Source organism: Ochrobactrum sp. XJ1, from assembly GCF_024701725.1.
GTDB classification, from domain to species: Bacteria; Pseudomonadota; Alphaproteobacteria; order Rhizobiales; family Rhizobiaceae; genus Brucella; species Brucella anthropi.
On record NZ_VDGD01000010.1, the window covers coordinates 77,649 to 97,282 of the forward strand.

Consider the following 19,634-nt stretch of genomic DNA (forward strand, 5'->3'; position numbering starts at 1 on the left):
GTTATGTTGCGCAGATAAAGACAGCGTGATTCACTCTTTGTTTCGCGCTAACTTACAATCTGTTTGACCGGAGCTGGTTCTTGGGCCGCATATTCGTCATCGTCGGCGGGCTTCTCGTGCTGCTGTTGACGGCAGCACTTGTCGTGCCGCCTTTTGTTGACTGGAGCGGCTATCGTGCCGATTTCGAGCGCGAGGCGAGCCGTGTTCTGGGGCGCCCTGTCAAGGTCGCTGGTGACGTCAACGCCCGATTTTTGCCGTTTCCCTCTGTCGCTTTCTCCGATGTGCGCGTCGGGGCCGATGCTGCTCATCCGGTGATGACCGTCGATACGTTTTCGATGGATGCTGAACTGATGCCGTTTCTGCGCGGCCAACTTCTGATTTTCGATATGCGCGTGGATCGCCCGCGAGCCACGATTTCCCTGGACAAAAGCGGCAAGGTCGATTGGGCGATCCGCCCGTCGACACCGCTCGATCCGACGAAAATCAAGCTGGAGCGGCTTTCCGTTAGTGACGGAACAATTACCCTTCGCGAAGAGGCAAGCGGCCGCAGTCATACAGCTACCGGACTCAATGCCGTGATCTCCGCAAACAGTCTTGCAGGTCCGTGGCAGGCAAACGGAAGTCTCGTTCTTCAGGGCGAAAAGCTGGCGATCGACCTTACAAGCGGCGAGGCGAAGCCGGACGGTTCGCTGCGCGTACGCGCTCGCATTTCGCCGGAGGCAATCCCGGCTACTTTCGAGACCGATGGCGATGTGACCGTGACCGAAGGTCGGCTCGACTACGCCGGTGATTTTTCGCTCCGCTCTTCCGATATGGTTGCCAAGACGGCTAAGGATCAGAAGACACCGACGATAACGCCTTTTTTCAGTGGTGTACGCGTAACCGGTAAATTCAAGGCGGATCGCAGTCGCTTCGATGCCAGCGAATTCCGGATGGAGCAGGGGCCTGCCGACAATCCTTATGTGGTGAATGGCAAGGCATTCATTGATTATGGCGCCAAGCCGCGTTTCGAGGTCAGCGCCGACGGACAGCAGCTTTTCTGGGGCCCGAATGAAGCCGCCAGCGAAGAACAATCCGGTTCTGCCGTGCCGGTTACTGATCGTATTGCGATAGCGCGCCGCGTTCTCGAACAACTTCCCATTCCCACCATACCCGGCAATGTGGATTTGCGCCTTCCTGCCGTCATCGCGGGCGGCACAACGATACGCTCGGTCACAGTGAGCGCGGAACCTGACGGAAAGAACTGGAATATTCGTCAGTTCGCTGCTGATCTTCCGGGGCGAACCAAGGTGGAAGCCAAGGGTACGCTCTCGGTTGGCAAGGATTTCGGCTTCAAGGGGGATATGCTCGTTGCCTCGCGTCAGCCGTCCGGTCTCGCAAGCTGGCTGAACGAGACCGTTGACGATTCCGTGCGCAAGCTCGAAGGCGCGGGTTTTTCAGGACAGGTCGATCTTCGCGACGGAATGCAGCGGATCAACAATCTCGAAATTGCGTTGGGGAAAACCACACTCAAAGGTTCGTTTGTTCGCGAAGTAAAGGGTCTGGCACAGCCTGCAATTACGCTCGCCCTCAATGGTGGAGCGGTGGAAAGCGAAGCGCTGCAAGCTTTTACAGCCTTTTTTTCCAGTGGTGACGGGCTGGATTTTCTCGATGGCCAATCGCTGAACCTGGCATTCAAGGCAGGGCCTGTCCGCTATCAGGACATGGAAGCGGCCAATGTCGACATGGCGCTCCGGCTGCATGACGGGCGCTTCGATTTCGACCGGCTGCTGGTTGGCGATGTAGCGGGCACGACGCTTACTGCAACAGGCACCTACGAACCCTTCTCCAATACGCCTTCCGGCTCGCTCGATGCGACGATACTGTCTGGAGATCTTTCGCGTTTCCTCTCGCTGATGGCCAACCGCTATCCCCAGCTACCGCTGTTTCATGCGCTTTCGTTGCGCGCGGCAAATTTCCCTGGGCTGTTCGAGGATAGCGAGATCAATGTCATCGCCAATGCGGTGGCGCCGTCCGTGCCAGTGGCGGACAAGACACCTGCTAAAGGCGCGGCATCCAAGGGTAAGAGTGCCCGGCCTGCTGAGGCGAACACCAAAAGCGCTCCCGGTGTCGGGGAGTTTTCGTTCAGTGTTACCGGAAAAACAGGCGGCATGAAGCTGGACCTGTCGGGCACGGCGAGCGGTGGCGAGGGTGAGAGCGAGCCGTTGCAGATGCAATTGAACGGCACTGCTACATCGGATCAAGGTGAAGTGGTACTTGCGTTGATCGGTATGCCCGCCTTGCCCTTGGGGCTGGCTGGTGAACTTACCGCCGACCTGAGCATGCAGGGCGCGCCGAGTGCAGGTATGCGGACATTACTCAAACTGGCGGCGCCTGACGGGACGGCCACAACTGATGGCGTGATTTCGCTGGTCGGAGGGGATATCGCTGCCAGTGGCAAGGCCCAGCTGAGTTCCGCCGATCTGCAACCATTCATCGCAACGGTCGGTTTCGCGCTGCCCGGATTTGGTGAAGGTCTTTCAGCAGACCTTACCAGCGATTTTCAGTTCGCAAAGGGTATCTTGCGGTTTCCCAATCTGACAGGAAAGCTGGATGGCGAAGATGTTTCCGCGCGGCTGGAGGCCAATTTTGCCGATAGCGGCCTGCCGCAGTTGAAGGGTGAGGCAAAGCTCGCGACGCTCGAGGTTGATAGTCTTGCTGCTATCATGCTTGGGCAGGATGCATTTGAGCCGGCAAAGCCCACCGCGAAGACAATCTGGCCACGTGGTGCATTCGCGGTCCGTCCGTCCCTGCCGTTATTGCTGGATATGAAGCTCAACGTGGCGCAAGCTCATATGGAAGGGTTCGGGACCGCTACGGAGTTTTCAACACGGCTTCTGAAGACCATGGATAGTCTTCAGTTGAACGAATTGACCGGCAACTGGGCAGGTGGATATCTGGTTGGAAATGTTTCTCTGAGCAATAGCGACAAGAATGCACTCCTCTCGACAGAGCTCAAATGGAGTGGCGCAAAGCTCAAGGATTTTTACCAGCTAGAGAACGGTTCTGCACCGCTGGGCGGTGTGGTGAAAGCTGCCGTCAATCTGAATGGTAGCGGCGAGAGCGTTGCGGCGCTGGTCGGATCGCTGGCGGGAGCGGCAAGTTTTGACGTGGAGAATTTCACCGTCGACGGTCTGGATGGGGCGGCATTGCCTGCAATGATAGCGGCGGCCGATGCAACGGGCGATCAGTTCTCCGGTTCCGACAAGCTTGCTTCCAAGCAATTTGTCGGCATTGCCGACAAGGCAGCCGGGCAGGGCACATTTGCGCCAGGCAACACGCGGTTTGACTTTACGATCAGCGGCGGTGTCGCGCGTATGGCTGCGGCAAATCTGAGCGATGGAAATGCGGCTCTTCTCAGCGATCTGCAATTCGATCTGTCGACACTGGGAATTGGCGGAAACGGTACTTTGACGTTCCAGAACGGGGATGGCGCCGATACAGGTATTTCTCCGCAGGTGGCCTTTTCTCTCGGCGGAAGTTATAGCGCGCCGGAGGTGTCATTCGACAAGCAGCCGCTCGTTCAGTTTCTGACCCAGCGTGCGCTTGAACGCGAACAGGAACGTGTTGAATCCATGCAGGCGAGTTTGATGGAGAAGCAGCGCCTTCGTCGTCAGCTTGGGCTGTTCGAAGCAGATGAAGTGGAACGTGATCGTTCGCAGCGTGAGGACGAGGTGAGACGTCGTGCCGAAGCCAGTGCGCGCGAAGCGGCTCGGAAAACCGCCGCGGAAGCTCAACGGCTTGAGGCTGAGAAGCCGCAAGGCGGACCGGCGGGTGGATCGAAAGATCCTCTGGCATCGCCGGAAGGTGGTCAATCCCTCAACGAATTCCTGAAAAGTCTGGAAACGACGCCTGTGGTGCCTGTACCTCAGCCTTGAGTTACTCTGGATTTGAGCCAATCCAGAACATGAAGTCTAAGTGCGGAAGACAGATTGATTGATCTGTCACGCTTGCTGTCGACTTCTGCGATCAGGGCCGCTACGGAAAGCTCCCGTGTGGCCGCAATTTCCTCAACCAGTTCGAAAAACGGGTCTTCAAGCGTATAGCTGGTTGCGTGCCCGCGAATACTGACGGAATGTTTGCGTAAACGTCCTGACGAGTTCACTTTGTCTCGTCCGGCTTATCGTTTTTTTCCAGACGGTTCTGATCCAGAAAACGTTCCGCTTTTGTCGTCTCCGTGCGAGCGAAAGCTTTTTCGGTCTTCGTACGACCGAATTGAATGCGGTTCTGGTCAGCCTGCTTTTCTTTTTCAGCGCGGGCTTTCTGCTTTTTGAACTGTCTGAGATTGACGATATCGCTCATGGAACCACGCGGAAATGTTGAAGGCTCCTGAAAAATTACCGCGTTTCGGCCCTGTCTCGCAAGCTCGTAATAGGCTGGTTCTACTTCTGTGGATCTTTGGGGTTGGTGAACCACCAGATGGCCAAGGACGCCAGAATAAGAAGTATAAGCCCAACTGTCATCTGCAGAAGCGGAAAGTTGGGTTCGTCTTTTGCCACGAAGAAAGCCGCGACAATGCCGCTTACCCACAATACTGCCTGAGCAATTGCACGAATCATCGAACTCAATCCTGAACTGGTTGCCGTCAGAACAGAGTATAAAGCGCCGGTTTGCTTTTCACCATTGATCACGATCAACAGTGAAACGGAACTGTCCAATCAAACAAACGGGTTTCTGGCCCATTATTCACATGAGGATGGTGTGTGCGGAATTACTTTTTCCGGAAAGCATCCAGTGAAACAACATCGGCAGAAGGTTTGGCTTCCTTGTCGGTGCCATCATCTGGATTGTTGTCTTTGGCCGCAGCGGCTTCTTTTTCGGCTGCAGTCTTGCGCGACTTCGATTTAGGCTTTTCTGCCTTCTCGACCGGTGCTTCCGTGGGGAGGATTTCGATAGGGGCTACATTGCCGCCTTCGTCATTGTCGCTTTCTGGCTGTGCGATCGCGACATCGAATTCGAGTTCGAAATTGACCGAAGGGTCGTAGAAACCACGGACGGCAGAAAAAGGTACAGTCAGCTTTTCAGGAATGTCACCGAAAGACAGACCGACTTCGAACAACTGATCCGTAACGAGCATGTCCCAGAACTGATGCTGTAAAACGATTGTCATCTGCTCGGGATATTTCTCCTTCAGGCGCGAGGAAATTCGCACACCGGGCGCTCCAGTCAGGAACGTGATGAAGAAATGATGGTTGCCTGGCAAGCCAGCCTTGGCCACTTCCGCAAGAACCTTGCGAATGACGCCGCGTAGGGCTTCCTGAGCGAGAATATCGTAACGGATTAGGTCCTGTACCATGGTTTGCTTATCCCACGGATTCGGAGGTCGATGTCAAGTTCGTTCTCGCCGGAACGGATGATATATGATCTGAAAAAGCAATAGGGCGACGCCTGTGGCGGAAAGATGTGCAATTTTTGAACGCAATAGGGTGCGCTTGCCTCTATCGACTTCCGAAGGCCATCAGGAACGTGCGTACTCCGTTGACGGCGCTCTTTTCGATGATTGCATCGTCCACACCCTGACCGGTTAGCATATGGTAGTGCGTGTCGGCATTGATAAGCGCCATGAAATGGCGTGCGGCAAGGTCCGGATCGTCGACGCGCAGATGACCATCCATGGCGAGGCGCGCCAGACGGGCTGCTATGGCCGGGATGGCTTGTGCCGGGCCTTTGGTGCTGCAAATATTGGCTGCAAGCGGCAGGTTGGTCTCATTGGTCTGCATTACCTTGCGCAGAAACGCACCGGACGAATCGTATATGCAATTCCGGCTCATACGGATCGAGAAAGCCACCAGATCATGCTCCAGATTTTCGCCAGTCTGGGGGAAAGTGGCCAGAACTGCGAACAGGCTCGCGTTCATACGTGCAAGCGCATCCTCGACGACGGCAGCAAGCAAAGCTTCCTTATCGCGATAGTGATTATAGATGGTTTGACGTGACACGCCCGCTTCGTTGGCAATGAGGTCTATGCTCGCGCCTTGAAATCCGTCGCGATTGAAAACACGCGCAGCAGAGCACAAAATGAAGTCGCGCTTCATGCACTGTCCGGGCTTTATTACCGCGGAATTCAGGCCCTTTTCGGATGCAGCACGCTTCTCGGGCAGGGCGGCCATGTCGATAATGTCAGTAGGCTTCATGACTCCAACATAAGATAGCTTGACGTTTTGGACAATGGTGTCTAATTTGACATCAGTGTCAAATCTGTTTTGACCATGCGTATAGAATGCCTTTCGCTACAGAGTTTTCAAGTGTCGACCGTAATGGAAAACAGGTCGATATCGTTAAGATGGAACGAAAACCGGTAGCGAATACAAATATTTATCTGTCCTGTACCGGTTTTGCGAGCCCGACGGCGCCATCCTCCCAAGCAAAACCGGAGATCCGAAATCGGTGCGGGAACCTCACGAAACATTGATGAAAGCGCGTCCCCCATGGCTTCCAGTCTTGTGCGCAATGCCATTGTTCTTGGCCTTCTTTCCGCCATTGGCCCATTTGCGATCGATATGTATCTGCCAGCTCTGCCCACCATTGCCGCCGATTTGCACGCGGAAACTGGTGCGGTGCAGATGAGCCTTCTGGCCTTTTTCATTGCTCTCGCGGTTGCGCAGCTTTTCTGCGGGCCGCTGTCCGATATGGTCGGGCGTAAACTTCCGCTCTATGGCGGTCTGGTCTTGTTCGGTATCGGCAGCATTGGCTCCGCCGTCGCGACCGATATAGATGTGCTCGTGCTTTTCCGCTTCGTTCAGGGGCTGGGTGCCGCAGCTGGTATGGTCATCCCGCGCGCCGTCGTGCGAGACCTTCACACAGGTATCGAGGCAGCGCGTCTGATGTCGCTTCTGATGCTGGTTTTCTCCATTTCGCCGATTCTGGCGCCGCTGACCGGTTCCGTCATCATCAGCTTCTTTGGCTGGCGTGGTGTTTTCTGGGCGGTTCTGGTCGCTGCCGTTATTGGTATCATTCTGGTGGCCACTGCACAGAAAGAGACGCGGACAGCAGAGGCCCGGCTTGAAAGCAATCTGGGCAGCGCCTTGCGCGGCTACGGTCGTCTGCTTAAGGATCGCTATTTCCTCGGACTGGTCTTTGTTGGCGGCTTTGGCATCGCGTCCTTTTTCGTCTATCTCGCCAACTCGTCCTTCGTGCTTATCGACCATTACGGCCTGACGCCGACGCAATATGCCATCGCGTTTTCGGCCAATGCAGTATCGTTCTTTGGCGTTTCGCAGTTGAACGGCTGGTTGGGGGCACGCTTCGGGCTTCGCCGTGTCATGCGATTCGCCGTTTCCGGATTTGCAGCGGCAATGCTCGCCATGTTCGCCGCCGCACTCATGGGGCATCAGTCGCTCTGGTTGATCGCAGGCTTCCTGTTCGTTGGCTATGGTTTCCTTGGCCTTGTCATCCCGACAACGGCGGTGCTGGCTCTGGAAGACCACGGCGAGATTGCAGGAACTGCTTCTGCGCTGATGGGTACGCTGCATTTCGTGATTGGCGGCGTTGCCATTGGTGTGACAGGCTCGTTCTTTGACGGAACGGCTGTGCCGATGGTCGGCGGAATTGCCGGTTGTGCGCTCACAGCCTTCGTGCTGACGCAGATCGTTCTTTCGCGCAAGGCAAGTGAACTCGATACGGAAGCCGCCGCTGCATAAGCAATGTGAAAGGGAAAGTGGAGGCTTCTGTTGCCAGGTGCCTCCGAACCCCGCCTTAAGGGGCTAACCCTAAGGACTTTAGAGTGGGTTTCCCGCACCGCCATTAGGCAGCGAGAGCATAACCCTGAGCTTTGTTGTCATTTGCAACTACTCAATTGACCCGATAACGGTGGTATCATGCCGAGTAAAAGAGCGATCTTTACACCCTTGTCGATCCTGTTTCGCCCCCGCCACAATACAAACCGATAGGCTGATTTGTATTCTGGTGGAGGCGCCGGGTACCGCCCCCGGGTCCAATGGGTTTATTACACCGTCCATTTATCACCATAGTCAGCTTGCGCCGACACGCCGTATATAGGCGCGGTTGATCATGATTGGAAGAGGGTGCGTAGTTTTTAACGGGTTTTGCCAATAGGCTCCCGACAACCAGCCCTTGTGTTCATTTTTCATTGACAGCCTGCATTTGCTGGTCAATCCTCGCAACATATCGGGGTCGGCAAGTAAATTCTTATATAGCCGGATTCCGTGGCTGAAACGGGGTGCTGATACCCCATTCGAAGGAGAGTGGATATATGAGTGAATATCTCGCGGATGTCCGTCGCTACGATGCCGGTGCCGATGAAGCTGTAGTCGACAAGATCGTCAAGCATCTGGGTATTGCGCTGCGCAATCGCGATTCCTCGCTCGTTTCGGCAACGGACCCGGAAGAATTGAAGCGCGTCCGCACCAATTGGGTTGCCAAGAAACTCGGCGTTGATGACGAAGCTAAGGGTGACGAAGTCGTCGCGCATGTTGCGGAAGTCATGAAGGGTGATCGCAACAAGAATCGCGTTACCTTCTATTATCTGGTCGCCAAGCAGCTCGGAAAACTCGGCGGCCTTTGATCCACAGCGATCTGGTGAATCCGAAGCCCCGGTGCCTTACACCGGGGTTTTTCTTTATAGTGGCTTAAACGAATCGGATTCTGGATCATCCCCCATGCGCACCTATCTCGATCTTCTTCAACATGTGCTGGATAACGGCACCGACCGTGGTGACCGCACGGGTACAGGTACGCGATCGGTTTTCGGACATCAGATGCGCTTCAATCTCGAAGAGGGGTTTCCGGTTCTCACGACCAAGAAGCTGCATCTTCGCTCGATCATCCATGAGCTGCTCTGGTTTCTGAAAGGTGATACGAATATCGCCTATCTGAAGGAAAATGGCGTCTCGATCTGGGATGAATGGGCAGACGAGAATGGCGACTTGGGCCCGGTTTATGGTTATCAGTGGCGCTCCTGGCCAGCGCCGGATGGTCGTCATATCGATCAGATCGCGAATCTTCTCAAGATGCTGCATGGAAATCCCAATTCGCGGCGACTGATTGTATCGGCATGGAACCCGGCGCTGGTCGATGAAATGGCTTTGCCGCCATGCCACTGTCTTTTCCAGTTCTATGTCGCCGATGGAAAACTCTCCTGCCAGCTTTATCAACGCTCTGCGGACATATTTCTGGGCGTGCAGATGTTTTCCGACATCGAGACGGTACCTTTCGCCCGAGCGGCTTGAAAGAAAAAGGCTTTCTTCGCGGATCGTATGGTACCGGTACCGCAACAGGAAACGAAATCGACATTCAAATTATCTTTTGCACGACTGAGCGGTATTGCACGTATCGGCCTCGTTATGCACAATCGGATCAAATAGCAGAAGACGGAAAAAATGAGCAATCATCCCGAGTTCCAGTATATCAGTATCCTTCGCCAGTTATTACAGCACGGTGACAGACGTATGGACAGGACAGGTACCGGGACATTGGCAATGTTCGGTTCAATGATGCGTTTCGACATGTCTGACGGCAGTTTTCCCGTCTACACGACTAAGCGCGTATATTGGAAGACTGCTGTTAAAGAGATGCTATGGTTTCTGTCGGGGCAAACCAATATTCGCACATTGTTACAGGAGAATGTTCGGATTTGGTCAGATTGGCCTTTGGCGAAGTATCGAAAAGCTACGGGTACTTCATTATCTCAAGAAGAGTTCGAGACCAAAATTCTTTTGGATGAAGACTTCGCCAATGAGTGGGGGGATTTGGGACCGGTATACGGAAAGCAATGGCGTCGTTGGCGAGCAGCGGACGGGACAGAGTATGACCAGCTTGCTGAGGTTATTGAGTTGCTTAGAAAAGATCCAGCGAGTCGTCGAATGTTGTTTCATGCATGGAACGTGCCTGAATTGAAACAGATGGCATTATCTCCGTGCCATATGACTTATCAATTTTTTGCCTCTGGTATTGATGGTGCGGCTCCGGCGCGGCTATCGTTGATGGTAACTCAGCGTTCAAGTGACATGGGCTTGGGCAATCCATTTAACGTCGCGCAACAGGCGGCATTACTCGCAATGGTGGCTCAACAAGTTGACATGCTGCCTGGAGATTTGATTTGGACTGGCGGAGACGTCCACCTATACCTAGACCACATTCATCTAGCCGAAACAATCATATCTAGGCAACCAAAGCCGTTCCCTAAGCTCGAATTGGCTCGTAAACCCGATAGTATTGACGACTATAAGATCAGTGACTTCATCGTAACTGGCTATGATCCTCATCCGGCAATCGAAGCCCCAGTCGCGGTTTAGTTTAGCGCTCGACCTGACGTGTCGTTCGCAGAATCGACTCACGTACAGTCAGGAGAGTGGTGCCGGGACAACAGGTGAGGCATGTCTTTACGTGACAGATTGGAAACGTTGCTGTCGCAACTTTTTTGCCAAGGCACCATTCCACGAAACAGATATGGAAAAATCGCGCGAAATCAGCTTGCCTGCATGCTGGGAGTACCTGGCTCATATCTGACACCACATAGAGATATTCTCGAAACTTACGAGAATAAGATCGGAATTTTACATCCCATTGATGCTGCGATTCCGCGTATGGAAGCCGTCGTCCAAAAACTTATTGAGGACGGTACTTTAAATGTCCGTAACGGCAAGGTTGATCGAAAACAGATTGGCGATCTAGCTGGTATCAAGGCAGTAACGTCCATCATGGATCGATTTCCGCAGCTGATCGATTTTTATCGAACTGCTGATGCCCATGTTAAAGCCATTGACTACAAACGTCGAGATGTTGTGGCTTCCTTGGAACGGCTTAAGGCTTTTCTTGCTGATGGGAAAAAGGAAATTCACAAGAACGGTCTTTCCTTCGACTGCGCGAAGATTGGCAAGGCGATAAGGATTTCAAAACATAGGTTAAGACAACCACCCCTTGTCGACTTAATCAGTGAAGCAGAAGTAAAATACGAGAAAGAATTGCGAGCGGAAGGTCTCACCGGATTTTTTCATGGGAGAGTATTTCTGTTTAGCAATTTGGTTGGTATGGGGTGGAACAGCGGCGTCCTCCAAAGAATCGTACAAGTTTTTCAGAATACATTTTGCGAAAGACCCAAAACTAGTGTTGAGGGGGCATACTTAGCGACCGTTCAATTTCTCAGTTGGTTTGCAGAAACAAAAACTGAGGTAGTCCGTAGAGTATTTAAGAATGTGAACGATGGTGTGCACCCAAGCCAATCCGACTGGCTAGAAGCACTTTTATCTTACAATTCATTGCTCCTTGGAACTCCTTCCCGCAGAAATCTATTTCACGTGCAAAATCTTCTTCGGGCAATGGCAACTGAGGGATTGGTAGCGCACATACCAATTTCATTCAGATCCAGACGTCCAAAAGCATCCGGGCATTATCCAACATTGGCTGAAGCCAAACACAAACTAGCTCCCGTAAATCGGAATAACGAGACGAGTGCGGACGACTACCTACTTTTTGCTACGGAAATGCTTAGTCAAGCTGGCGCTGCCAAAGGCATCGAGGTTGATGCCCGTGAACAAAGCGCCTTTGTTCATAGTCTTAGATCGGAACTCGGCAAAACAGACATCAAGCGTGGAAATAACCCGGCAGAAATAATAAGAAATTTGATGCGTCGCAGACTGGAGTTAATTGAGACTGCAGCACTGCAAAAGTTTGAATTTTACAAGGATACTTATGAGCGGGGACAGCAGCTCATCTCTGTTGGGCGCGACTGTTCTAAGGACTGGCGGATGCTAACCATGGTCCGCGAAGGAAAAGCTGCATACAGGAAGAGGCTTCGAAAATGGTTTCCTCTTGATGCACCTGATCAAGCAAAGGCGAACCTGCTGAAACTTTTGGAACTTAGATTTGATTGTCTCGTCCCGACACGCAAAACTGTTACCGAACCTGAGTATTCATTCTTACAGAAGCGAGCATTGGAGAACGACGGGTTCGTTGACTTGCAGGCGTCGTTGTGGCCTTCGCCTGAAGCGTTTGGTGCCGCATTGGTGCTTTATCTAATTCAAACAGGTGCGAACCCCGTGGTCGGTCGAGTAATGCCCGCCGACACCATTAGGCCCAGCCCAGAGGCCGGTTACATCAGCTTGAATTCTTCCAAGATCAAAGCTGGTGGAAAACCAATATACTCAGAGATTCCAGCAAATTGCCCTGCTGCAAAGGCTTTACTTTGGCTGGCAGGCGTCCGCCGAAATCATAAAATACCTATTTCCCCGGAAAATGCTGGCATGTTCCACGTGCTACGCACGAACACTACTTTTCAGCTTATGCCCGACGAATGGTTTCGTGTGTTCTTCAAAAAACTCATTTCCACGGTACCTGAACTTCATAACCTTCGCATCACCCCGGGTATGTTGAGGCCAACTATTCTTTTGTTGGCGGCTTTGGAAGAAGACGGACGGGTGAGAACAAGCGTTACGTTAGGACAACATGGTGAGCATGTTAATCAACGTTACACAGGTCGATACCCACTCCTGTTGATGCATGACAGTGAAATTGCGCTTTTCAACCGGTTCTATGAGACCTTGGTGGTACAGAACATAGAGAGCGCCCACATTATACTGGGCGTTGAAGCTCATGAGTTTGCCAAGGTTCTCGACTCCATCGCCAGGACAGGATTGGGTACATTTTGCCGCGATCCGGATGGTAAGCCCGGAGCTCAGGGATTGCGTTGTACGACGCTCGATTGTTACGATTGTCCGCAACTTATTCTCTTGGCAAAAGTGGAAGAAATAGCACTTCTTCGAATCTGGCAATTGACTCTTAGAGACGTTGAAGGAGACTGGTTAAGAGACCATCCAGAGCGCTGGGAGGCAGTTTGGCTTCCTTGGCTTTGTTTCGTTGACGCCGTCGAAGCGAGAATGAAATTCAAATTTCGGAGAATTTGGCGAGATGCAGGCCGCTTAGCGGACAAGATTATAAATTCCCCAGATTTTCTTCCTAAGAAACCGTGGTGAAATGTCAGGTATTTCTCCAAACACACTTCATCAGCAATTACTAGGGTCAGATCGTATTCGGGCGTGGTTAGATGCAGGTACACCTTATGAATGTGATTGCTGGAAAGTCCATGATACAGGTGGTCAAAATAAGACGCGAGAGTTGGACTTTGCAGTGCCCATGCCCGATGGAAAGCTGCTTTCTGAACATACACGACTATATCAAACAGCAAAGGAATTAGTGTTCTGGCTACGTGAAGATATCTACACTAGTTTTACAGAGGTATTTACGCATCGCAATTATTATTCAATAGTCGTTCAACTTTGCTATTGGGTGGTCGAACGTCGGCGATCATCCTTTGCAGAACTGAGCGCTCTCGATATCGAAGAGATGGTGGGTGCGGCGGCCTTTGGGGCTGATCGCGTTTATGGTGCATCGACGAAAGTCCGCACGTTCTTATCCCGCTACGATACGTGGGAAAGTATTCCGAACAAATTTCGTAAAGGCAGAGAGTTCGAGCGAGACGCTGTGATTGCTGCGTGTAATCTGCCGAAATGGAGAACTCCGAAGCTAAATTTTGAGTTCGAATATGCAGCTGCAAGGCTAAACGGAAACAACCTTCCGCAACGCCCACAGTATTTTGACGAGATGTTAACAGACACTCGCTTAAGATCTTATTTAACAGTTATTGAAGCATTATTTGTTTTCCGACAGTTCATGCGAGCCGAAGGTCTTCTTTTTAAACCTTTTCCGAATGGCGTTGATGCGGCAGCAAAAACGCTCGGCAGATCAGCGACAAAGGTGCCCATTGCACCAATAAATCTGGTTTTGAAACTGCTGGAAGAAAGTGTCATTGTAGTAACGGGCACGGCCGATATTGCCCTTTCTGATTACAAGACGTCGGTATTAGGTCGGCTGAACGGTAACTATAAGCATTTCGAAGCCATTGCCGCGAGAAAGCAGTTAATAAAATTTGCATCAGCATGCTATGTTCTAATAGCTGCATTCACGGCTCGGCGGACAGAAGAAATTCGGCTAATTGAGCGAGATTGCCTTGCTGGTAATGACCAATTCGGCTGGTGGATGAAGGTTTTTATCGTTAAAAACCATAAGAACAAGACTTGGATACCGGTTCCCAATATTGTTGCTAAGGCAGTTAAGTCTATGCAAAATCTGGATTTTCAATGTAATCTAGCGCCTACCGATCCGTTGTTCAGGTTTTTTGATCCGATACTAAATAGAGTATCGCATTTTCACATCCATTTGACTCTTGATAACTATGCAAGCTCGGTGAATGCTTGTTCATACTTAGACTCTGAAGAAACTTCGCGTGAATGGCATTGGCAAACAAGGCAGTTTCGCAGATTCTTCGCGGTTCTATTTCTTTACAGATATCAGGGCAGTATTGAGGCACTGTCACATCATTTGCGGCATTTTAACTTGGAAATGACGCGGTCGTATCTGACTCTCGATCCTGAATTGAGTGCAATATGGCTGAATGAAGAATGGGGGTTTAAGAAGAAACTTGCAACCGCAATTGCAACCGGTGACACTTCTTACTCTGGTGCGGTTGGTGACCGCTTGAAGAAAACGGCTAAGAAACTGGTTGAGAAGTTTTACGGTTCTTTGGTTGTAGTGGAGGAGGAGATCATAGAAATGACGCTGCGCATCATGGACCGTCAGCATTATATTTTTACACCGAAGCCATGGGTGATTTGTGCGTGTCCAAACACAGAAAAAGGGGCGTCGAAAGCTTCCTGCAGACGGATGGATTCTGCGCAAGCTAGTCACTTTGGCCCAAGATTCGCAAACGCAGGCCCGACCGTTTGCGGCGGATGCCCCTGGGAACTCACGACACCCCATAATAGAGATTACATCAAACGAGTGATTGATGATTTATCAGTGAGCGAGCCGAACGAACCCATCACGCTATTTGGCGAACTACAAGCGGCTAATCTCGTCTCTTTACAAGCTTTTCGAGCAAAGCGGCCAAGTTAGGTTCTTATATGAATAGAGACGCGAAAACATCTGTTCATAACCGAATACTCCGGATTAAGTATCTGTTGCAGGAGTGGTCGAGAACAGGATTTCCGTCGGACGTTAAGTTGCCAACAAGCTTAAACAAAATCAGAGAGTGGGAAAAACCTGATCTTGGTATTGAGAAAATCGGCTCCAAGCGTGACTTTACGAAGACACATCGCTTGTGGGGCGACGACGTGAAAGAAATCGACGAGCTTCTCAAGTCGTTGAAACCTCAGAGGTCTAACAGAACACCTCACTATCGATCTGAGTCAAGCAGACGCGTCCTTGCCCAAACCAAGCTTCGTGAAAACGAGATATTGTTGGCTAAGGTCACTTCGCAATGGCACGAAGAGCGGGAAGCATTGCGAAAAGCCAGTGCAAAAATTGAACATCTGGAGTTGAGTAATCGATTACTGGCGGATAAAAATTCGGCGCTAGAAGCCCAGCTTTCCGAGGCGCGTAGAGAACTGGCAAGTCGCGACGGTTCAATTCGTCTTCTGAGACCAAATGATGTCGGATAATCTCGGTCTGCTGGAAGGAATCCTTGAAACCTACTTGCTTCGCGGGCACGCGCCGAAGTTCAATGGTAAGCTTCATCGAGCGAGTCTTGCAAAGGCGCTGGGGATCAGCGAAAGCAAGCTTAGCCGAATGTCATCGCTACAAGAACGAATGAGCCATTTTGAATATGATTACCTCGCCAAACTAGATGACTCGCGGGATGCCGTTGTACGTGAACGCGATTATGAGAAAGATGGTTATTGCGAAGCAACGGATAGCAAAATCCTATCTTTTAGAAAGACTGTACAAACGGGACGAATAATTACTTCAATAGTGAAGTTCGATGGAATCGAGTATCGCATTCCTACGCTGGTCTGGCCATCCGGCATCGATGCTGTTGCTTCAGATTGGCTGCGCAACATTGCAATAAAGCGCAATAGACCTTTCAGTACCGTAGAAGAATATGCGAAAGTATATCGCAAGTTTGTTAATTTTAGAGATCGAAATAATCATCGTTGGGATGACGTGAATGACGATACTCTACGTGCTTGGCTTGCTGAAATGAAATTAGATGGGGTGGGAGCAAAGCGCATCAATAGTTCTATCAATACAGTATATGATTTTTATAGGTGGGCGGAGGAAACTGGTAGGCTTAAGGACCATGTAGAGATCGTTGAACGACAGTTTCTCCCCGACCATTTGAAGAGCTTTAAGTTTCCGATCTCCAGTAGAAGAGTTCAACAACGAAGAAACGGTTTGATCACGACTGCTTGGCGGACGTCAGTTTTTACGACCGGTGTCACCTCCAGTCATAATAAAAGGCACACGCCGACCGCCGATCAGATTGACAGTATTTTTGATATAGCGATTGATGATCTCCGACATGGGACCCGAAACTCATTGTTGCTTTCGTGGGCCCTTGATACAGGAGGCCGCAATCACGAGATACTGCAGCTCCGCTTATCGGACCTACCTCAGACTGATGATGAGTTGCGAAGGATGCACGAGATGGATTTCTGGCCGATATCGGTCAAACGCAAGGGAGGTAAAGAAAAACGAGGAGTTTTACGCCCCTCATCGGATCTGATCCGCCGTACCATCGTATATATAAAAACAGAACGTGCGGAACTAGCGGCTCAAATCTGCGGGAGACAGCGTGGTGATTGTAAATACGTGTTTCTCTCGGAAAAAGGACGGGTGCTTTCAACTGATAGTGTTACTAGGATCGTAGGAAAGATTTTTAGGGCAGCAGGCGTCGAGAATGCAAACATCCATCGACTGAGAGCAAAGTTCGCGCAGAATATGGTCGAGGCAGCGCTGGACGCACTTGAAGATGCTGGGATAGCGGTTGGCGGAACATCAAACTGGCATGAGACTGCTCTTACCATGGCGCAAGAAATGATGGGGCATAGTTCAATTGAATCTTTAAGACCATATTTGCAGTTACTGTTGAAACGCCGTGTGGATCTCTCACCGACATATCAGAAGAACAAGGAAAACGGCGCTCAGCGCGAAAGGCGCTTGTTAGATGTTCAGGAAACACGCTTACTCAAAAGCGACACTGAGTTATCTCGCATTGCCAGTTTAATTAGGCAAGGCGAGAAAAAGGCGGCGGCAGAATCGCTTCGTTCGCTTGCAAGTGCGTTTGAATCCTTAGATGACTAACTTTCCATGGCGAATAGTCTGCTTCAAAATGTGGCGTAGTTTGTGCTCATAATATACTGCTCATTCTGTACTGATCACCAAATCCCACCGAAATCCATTTAATCCTTGTTCCCACTTGTAACCAAACGGATTGCAAATAATCCGGCTTCGACCGACGAAAACGTCGAAAGCATGATGTGTATGGCCGCAAATCCATAAATCAGGTGCTCGTTCGGAGTGAAGGATGTCATCGAAAGCGTTTGATCCGGAGGCGAACAAATAGTTGCCGATTGAGTTTGCATAGACGGGTGGTGTGCAATCGGGATGCGGCATGTGATGGGTAAGCACCACTGTGCGTCCGTCAAATGGTTCTGCCAGTTTTTGTCGAATGTAAGCAGCATCTGAAAGGTGCAGATCGAGCATATCCTGAGGCGTGAATAGCTTCCCAGTTTCCATACGGATCGCACGGAAGTCATTCAGTATTGCCCGCGCTTCTTGCATACGCTGCGCCAGATCAGACTTCTTGGAGAGCTTCATCTGGAAATCCACCCACAAGCTAGCTCCAACAAATCGGATGTTGTCATTAATCACCTCGTCCTGATCAAGGCAGTAAAATCGCTGCGGCCAATCCTGAGAAAGGGCTTCGATTGCCTTGATCGTTTGCCTGTCGCTTTCAAGCGAGCGTTCTCGATCATTCATGAGCCACTTGTTTTGGTAGAATTCATGATTTCCGGGCACATAAATAATCGGCTTTTCAAAGCGTCTGATCAAGAATTCTAGAGTAATGTGAAGATCAGGCGCTGCGTTGAGATCGCCAGCGATTATTATCAAATCGCATTCTGGCGCGTTCTCACGCGACGGATAGTCGACTTCTTGCAGTTCATGGTGGACGTCAGACCAGATCCAAAGTTTCATTCCCTTATCCCTTTGCTGTCCGCAATTGCCGACAGTTCTCATGCCAGATTTCCTCTGGCAGGCGCTGACGTCTTTCAGTTTGTACGCAGCGAAACTCAAACTGCGATGTCAGTCGACGACGTGCAGCACGATGTACGTTTTTCTCAATTACCGATGTCTTTTTGGCCCAGTCGGTAAAAACGGCTGAATGTGCGAGCGTAGTTTCTGTCGAGATCGAGAAGCCAAAGTTCTGAAGTGATGCCATTAGGCACGATTTGTCCGAGCCGAGGATGTTCGAATAATACACCCTCTAAGCAAGTTGCGCGGCGTGCGCTGAGCTTCCAGCAAGTTATTGCTGGAGAATTTGAAAGTTGGCGCTCATCTGGATGTTCACCGTTGAATATGCGTTCAAGATCCGTGACCAAGGCCTTCAGCATATCGATTTCGATTTCCAGTTGTTCGCGATTGTATTTTCCGTTTTTGATTATGACAGCCATAATAAGATCCTGAAGTATGAAGAAATGAGGGACCATTCGGGCGCGCTACAACGCGCCCGTGGAATGGCGTTTCTTGTTCAACGTGTTTGATTAATGTTGCGAGCAAACGCTGAACCGTTCAGCGTGGAACATGCAACAGTCGGAGAATGGCTCAGGAGCCCCGCTTACTGGGCTTGATCTGGAACGAGTGTGTGGAAGTGCAAAGGTTTCGCTCGTGTCAGTTCTTCAAGCGCCAGCCGATTGATGATCGAATCGATCTTTCGATGTTGTTCCGTCTCATCAGTGGAAATGCTGTTACTAAACCAAAAGCTCAGCATGTGCCGTTGCTGTCTCTGAATTTCCAGCAAGTGTTGTGCAGTACCCGATCTACCAGTTAACTGATCCAAATCGTGAAGCGCCCAAACGCCGTCCAGATATTTTGTCTCGCTGAGTAACGGATCTATAATGACGAACTCTGTTCGTTCTATCTCAACGCCAAAGTACTGTGCCGCCAGGCGAGGCAAAAAGCTTGCGAGCTTCGCCTTGTCTTCTTCGTACTGAATTAGCGCATTTCGTTCAGCGCCAATCCCGTAGGCGATATGAATATAACGCAAGCATTTTTGTTGCTTATCGTAAACGATGAGATCGAAAGCAAAGCCGCCTGATAAATGAGTCGTCGTCAGAGAGGGCCCTTGGAATTTATTGCATTCGGGTTCCTGAGAAAGAACCGCCGCCAACTGATCAACGCTACGCGATAATATTGGGATTCCTGATGTCGAAGTGGAAGTTCGTTCATCAGTTGCCGAAATCATACTTTCAATGAAACCGATGATTTTTTCTCCTTCGCTCCAGATTGCGTAACGAAAATATTCGTCGAAACGCTCCGTACTCTGAAGATCGCGTTCTTGCTTGTTAATGCGATTGTGAAGTTCACTTAGCTGCAAAGCCGCATTCAATCCACGTCCTGGATGCCGTCGTGGAACTTCATTTTTCATGAGAATAACATGACCTATTGTGGAGTTTTCAGGCATAAGTTCTCCTGTCCAGCACATGGGTTACATGCGCCAAATTTATGTGAAACCAGTTCAGACGATGACGTCATCAGCGGACAAAATGGGTAATCCGCCTAATTTCATCAAATCTTCAACTCAC

16 protein-coding genes, 1 other RNA gene and 1 pseudogene are annotated in these 19,634 nt (G+C 50.8%); 9 read left to right on the forward strand and 9 right to left on the reverse strand.

Annotated elements, in window-relative coordinates; all coding sequences use genetic code 11:
• Positions 1 to 80: 80 nt before the first annotated feature.
• Positions 81 to 3,917: an AsmA family protein gene (locus FG152_RS18650; protein WP_010659753.1), complete on the forward strand. Its 3,837-nt coding sequence runs from the start codon at positions 81 to 83 to the stop codon at positions 3,915 to 3,917.
• Here the strand turns inward: FG152_RS18650 and FG152_RS18655 are convergent.
• The 5 genes from FG152_RS18655 to FG152_RS18675 all read right to left on the reverse strand — a co-directional run bounded on the left by FG152_RS18655 (position 3,908) and on the right by FG152_RS18675 (position 6,173).
• Entirely contained in the window at positions 3,908 to 4,144 is a 237-nt protein-coding gene (locus FG152_RS18655; protein WP_010659754.1) for a ribbon-helix-helix domain-containing protein, read from the reverse strand. The two genes, FG152_RS18650 and FG152_RS18655, sit on opposite strands and share 10 nt — an antisense overlap.
• Complete coding sequence (locus FG152_RS18660) at positions 4,141 to 4,341, reverse strand: DUF4169 family protein (RefSeq protein WP_010659755.1); 201 nt, start codon at positions 4,339 to 4,341, stop codon at positions 4,141 to 4,143. Before FG152_RS18660 ends, FG152_RS18655 begins: the two co-directional genes overlap by 4 nt.
• An 80-nt stretch (positions 4,342 to 4,421) precedes the next feature.
• A complete protein-coding gene (locus tag FG152_RS18665) occupies positions 4,422 to 4,676 on the reverse strand; it encodes a hypothetical protein (protein ID WP_115179278.1) in 255 nt (84 codons plus the stop codon).
• Between the two features lie 74 nt (positions 4,677 to 4,750).
• Positions 4,751 to 5,335, reverse strand: coding sequence for an SspB family protein (locus FG152_RS18670; RefSeq protein WP_010659757.1), 585 nt, complete (start codon positions 5,333 to 5,335; stop codon positions 4,751 to 4,753).
• A 142-nt stretch (positions 5,336 to 5,477) separates the two neighbouring features.
• Positions 5,478 to 6,173: a TetR/AcrR family transcriptional regulator gene (locus tag FG152_RS18675; protein WP_029376072.1), complete on the reverse strand. Its 696-nt coding sequence runs from the start codon at positions 6,171 to 6,173 to the stop codon at positions 5,478 to 5,480.
• 294 nt (positions 6,174 to 6,467) lie between these two features.
• On the opposite strand from FG152_RS18675, the gene FG152_RS18680 reads away from it, so the two are divergent.
• The gene (locus tag FG152_RS18680; protein ID WP_010659759.1) at positions 6,468 to 7,679 is read left to right on the forward strand and encodes a multidrug effflux MFS transporter; all 1,212 of its coding nucleotides are present in this window, start codon (positions 6,468 to 6,470) and stop codon (positions 7,677 to 7,679) included.
• A gap of 16 nt (positions 7,680 to 7,695) precedes the next feature.
• Here FG152_RS18680 and ssrA read toward each other — a convergent pair.
• Positions 7,696 to 8,063, reverse strand: a transfer-messenger RNA (tmRNA) gene (gene ssrA / locus FG152_RS18685).
• A 188-nt stretch (positions 8,064 to 8,251) separates the two neighbouring features.
• Between ssrA and FG152_RS18690 the strand changes: the two genes are divergently transcribed.
• The 7 genes and pseudogenes from FG152_RS18690 (at position 8,252) to FG152_RS18720 (ending at position 17,133) form a co-directional block, all read left to right on the forward strand.
• Positions 8,252 to 8,563 (forward strand): DUF2853 family protein, encoded by a 312-nt coding sequence (locus FG152_RS18690; protein ID WP_010659760.1) that lies wholly within the window; start codon positions 8,252 to 8,254, stop codon positions 8,561 to 8,563.
• A gap of 94 nt (positions 8,564 to 8,657) precedes the next feature.
• Positions 8,658 to 9,179: pseudogene (locus FG152_RS18695) on the forward strand (thymidylate synthase); the annotation flags it as partial.
• 198 nt (positions 9,180 to 9,377) lie between these two features.
• Positions 9,378 to 10,292, forward strand: coding sequence for a thymidylate synthase (thyA, locus tag FG152_RS18700; RefSeq protein ID WP_151617416.1), 915 nt, complete (start codon positions 9,378 to 9,380; stop codon positions 10,290 to 10,292).
• An 81-nt stretch (positions 10,293 to 10,373) separates the two neighbouring features.
• Positions 10,374 to 12,968, forward strand: coding sequence for a hypothetical protein (locus FG152_RS18705; RefSeq protein WP_151617415.1), 2,595 nt, complete (start codon positions 10,374 to 10,376; stop codon positions 12,966 to 12,968).
• Between the two features lies 1 nt (position 12,969).
• A complete protein-coding gene (locus FG152_RS18710; RefSeq protein ID WP_151617414.1) occupies positions 12,970 to 14,946 on the forward strand; it encodes a site-specific integrase in 1,977 nt (658 codons plus the stop codon).
• Between the two features lie 65 nt (positions 14,947 to 15,011).
• The gene (locus FG152_RS18715; RefSeq protein ID WP_192799066.1) at positions 15,012 to 15,491 is read left to right on the forward strand and encodes a hypothetical protein; all 480 of its coding nucleotides are present in this window, start codon (positions 15,012 to 15,014) and stop codon (positions 15,489 to 15,491) included.
• Positions 15,481 to 17,133 (forward strand): tyrosine-type recombinase/integrase, encoded by a 1,653-nt coding sequence (locus FG152_RS18720; protein WP_313733481.1) that lies wholly within the window; start codon positions 15,481 to 15,483, stop codon positions 17,131 to 17,133. The genes FG152_RS18715 and FG152_RS18720 overlap by 11 nt, the downstream gene beginning before the upstream one ends.
• 60 nt (positions 17,134 to 17,193) lie before the next feature.
• On the opposite strand, the gene FG152_RS18725 is transcribed toward FG152_RS18720, so the two are convergent.
• The 3 genes from FG152_RS18725 to FG152_RS18735 all read right to left on the reverse strand — a co-directional run bounded on the left by FG152_RS18725 (position 17,194) and on the right by FG152_RS18735 (position 19,513).
• Positions 17,194 to 18,027 carry a metallophosphoesterase gene (locus FG152_RS18725; protein ID WP_151617449.1) on the reverse strand — a complete coding sequence of 278 codons (834 nt, stop codon included), beginning with the start codon at positions 18,025 to 18,027 and terminating at the stop codon, positions 17,194 to 17,196.
• A gap of 143 nt (positions 18,028 to 18,170) precedes the next feature.
• Entirely contained in the window at positions 18,171 to 18,503 is a 333-nt protein-coding gene (locus tag FG152_RS18730; RefSeq protein ID WP_235909067.1) for a hypothetical protein, read from the reverse strand.
• A 164-nt stretch (positions 18,504 to 18,667) separates the two neighbouring features.
• Positions 18,668 to 19,513, reverse strand: coding sequence for a hypothetical protein (locus FG152_RS18735; RefSeq protein ID WP_151617410.1), 846 nt, complete (start codon positions 19,511 to 19,513; stop codon positions 18,668 to 18,670).
• Between the last annotated feature and the right edge of the window lie 121 nt (positions 19,514 to 19,634).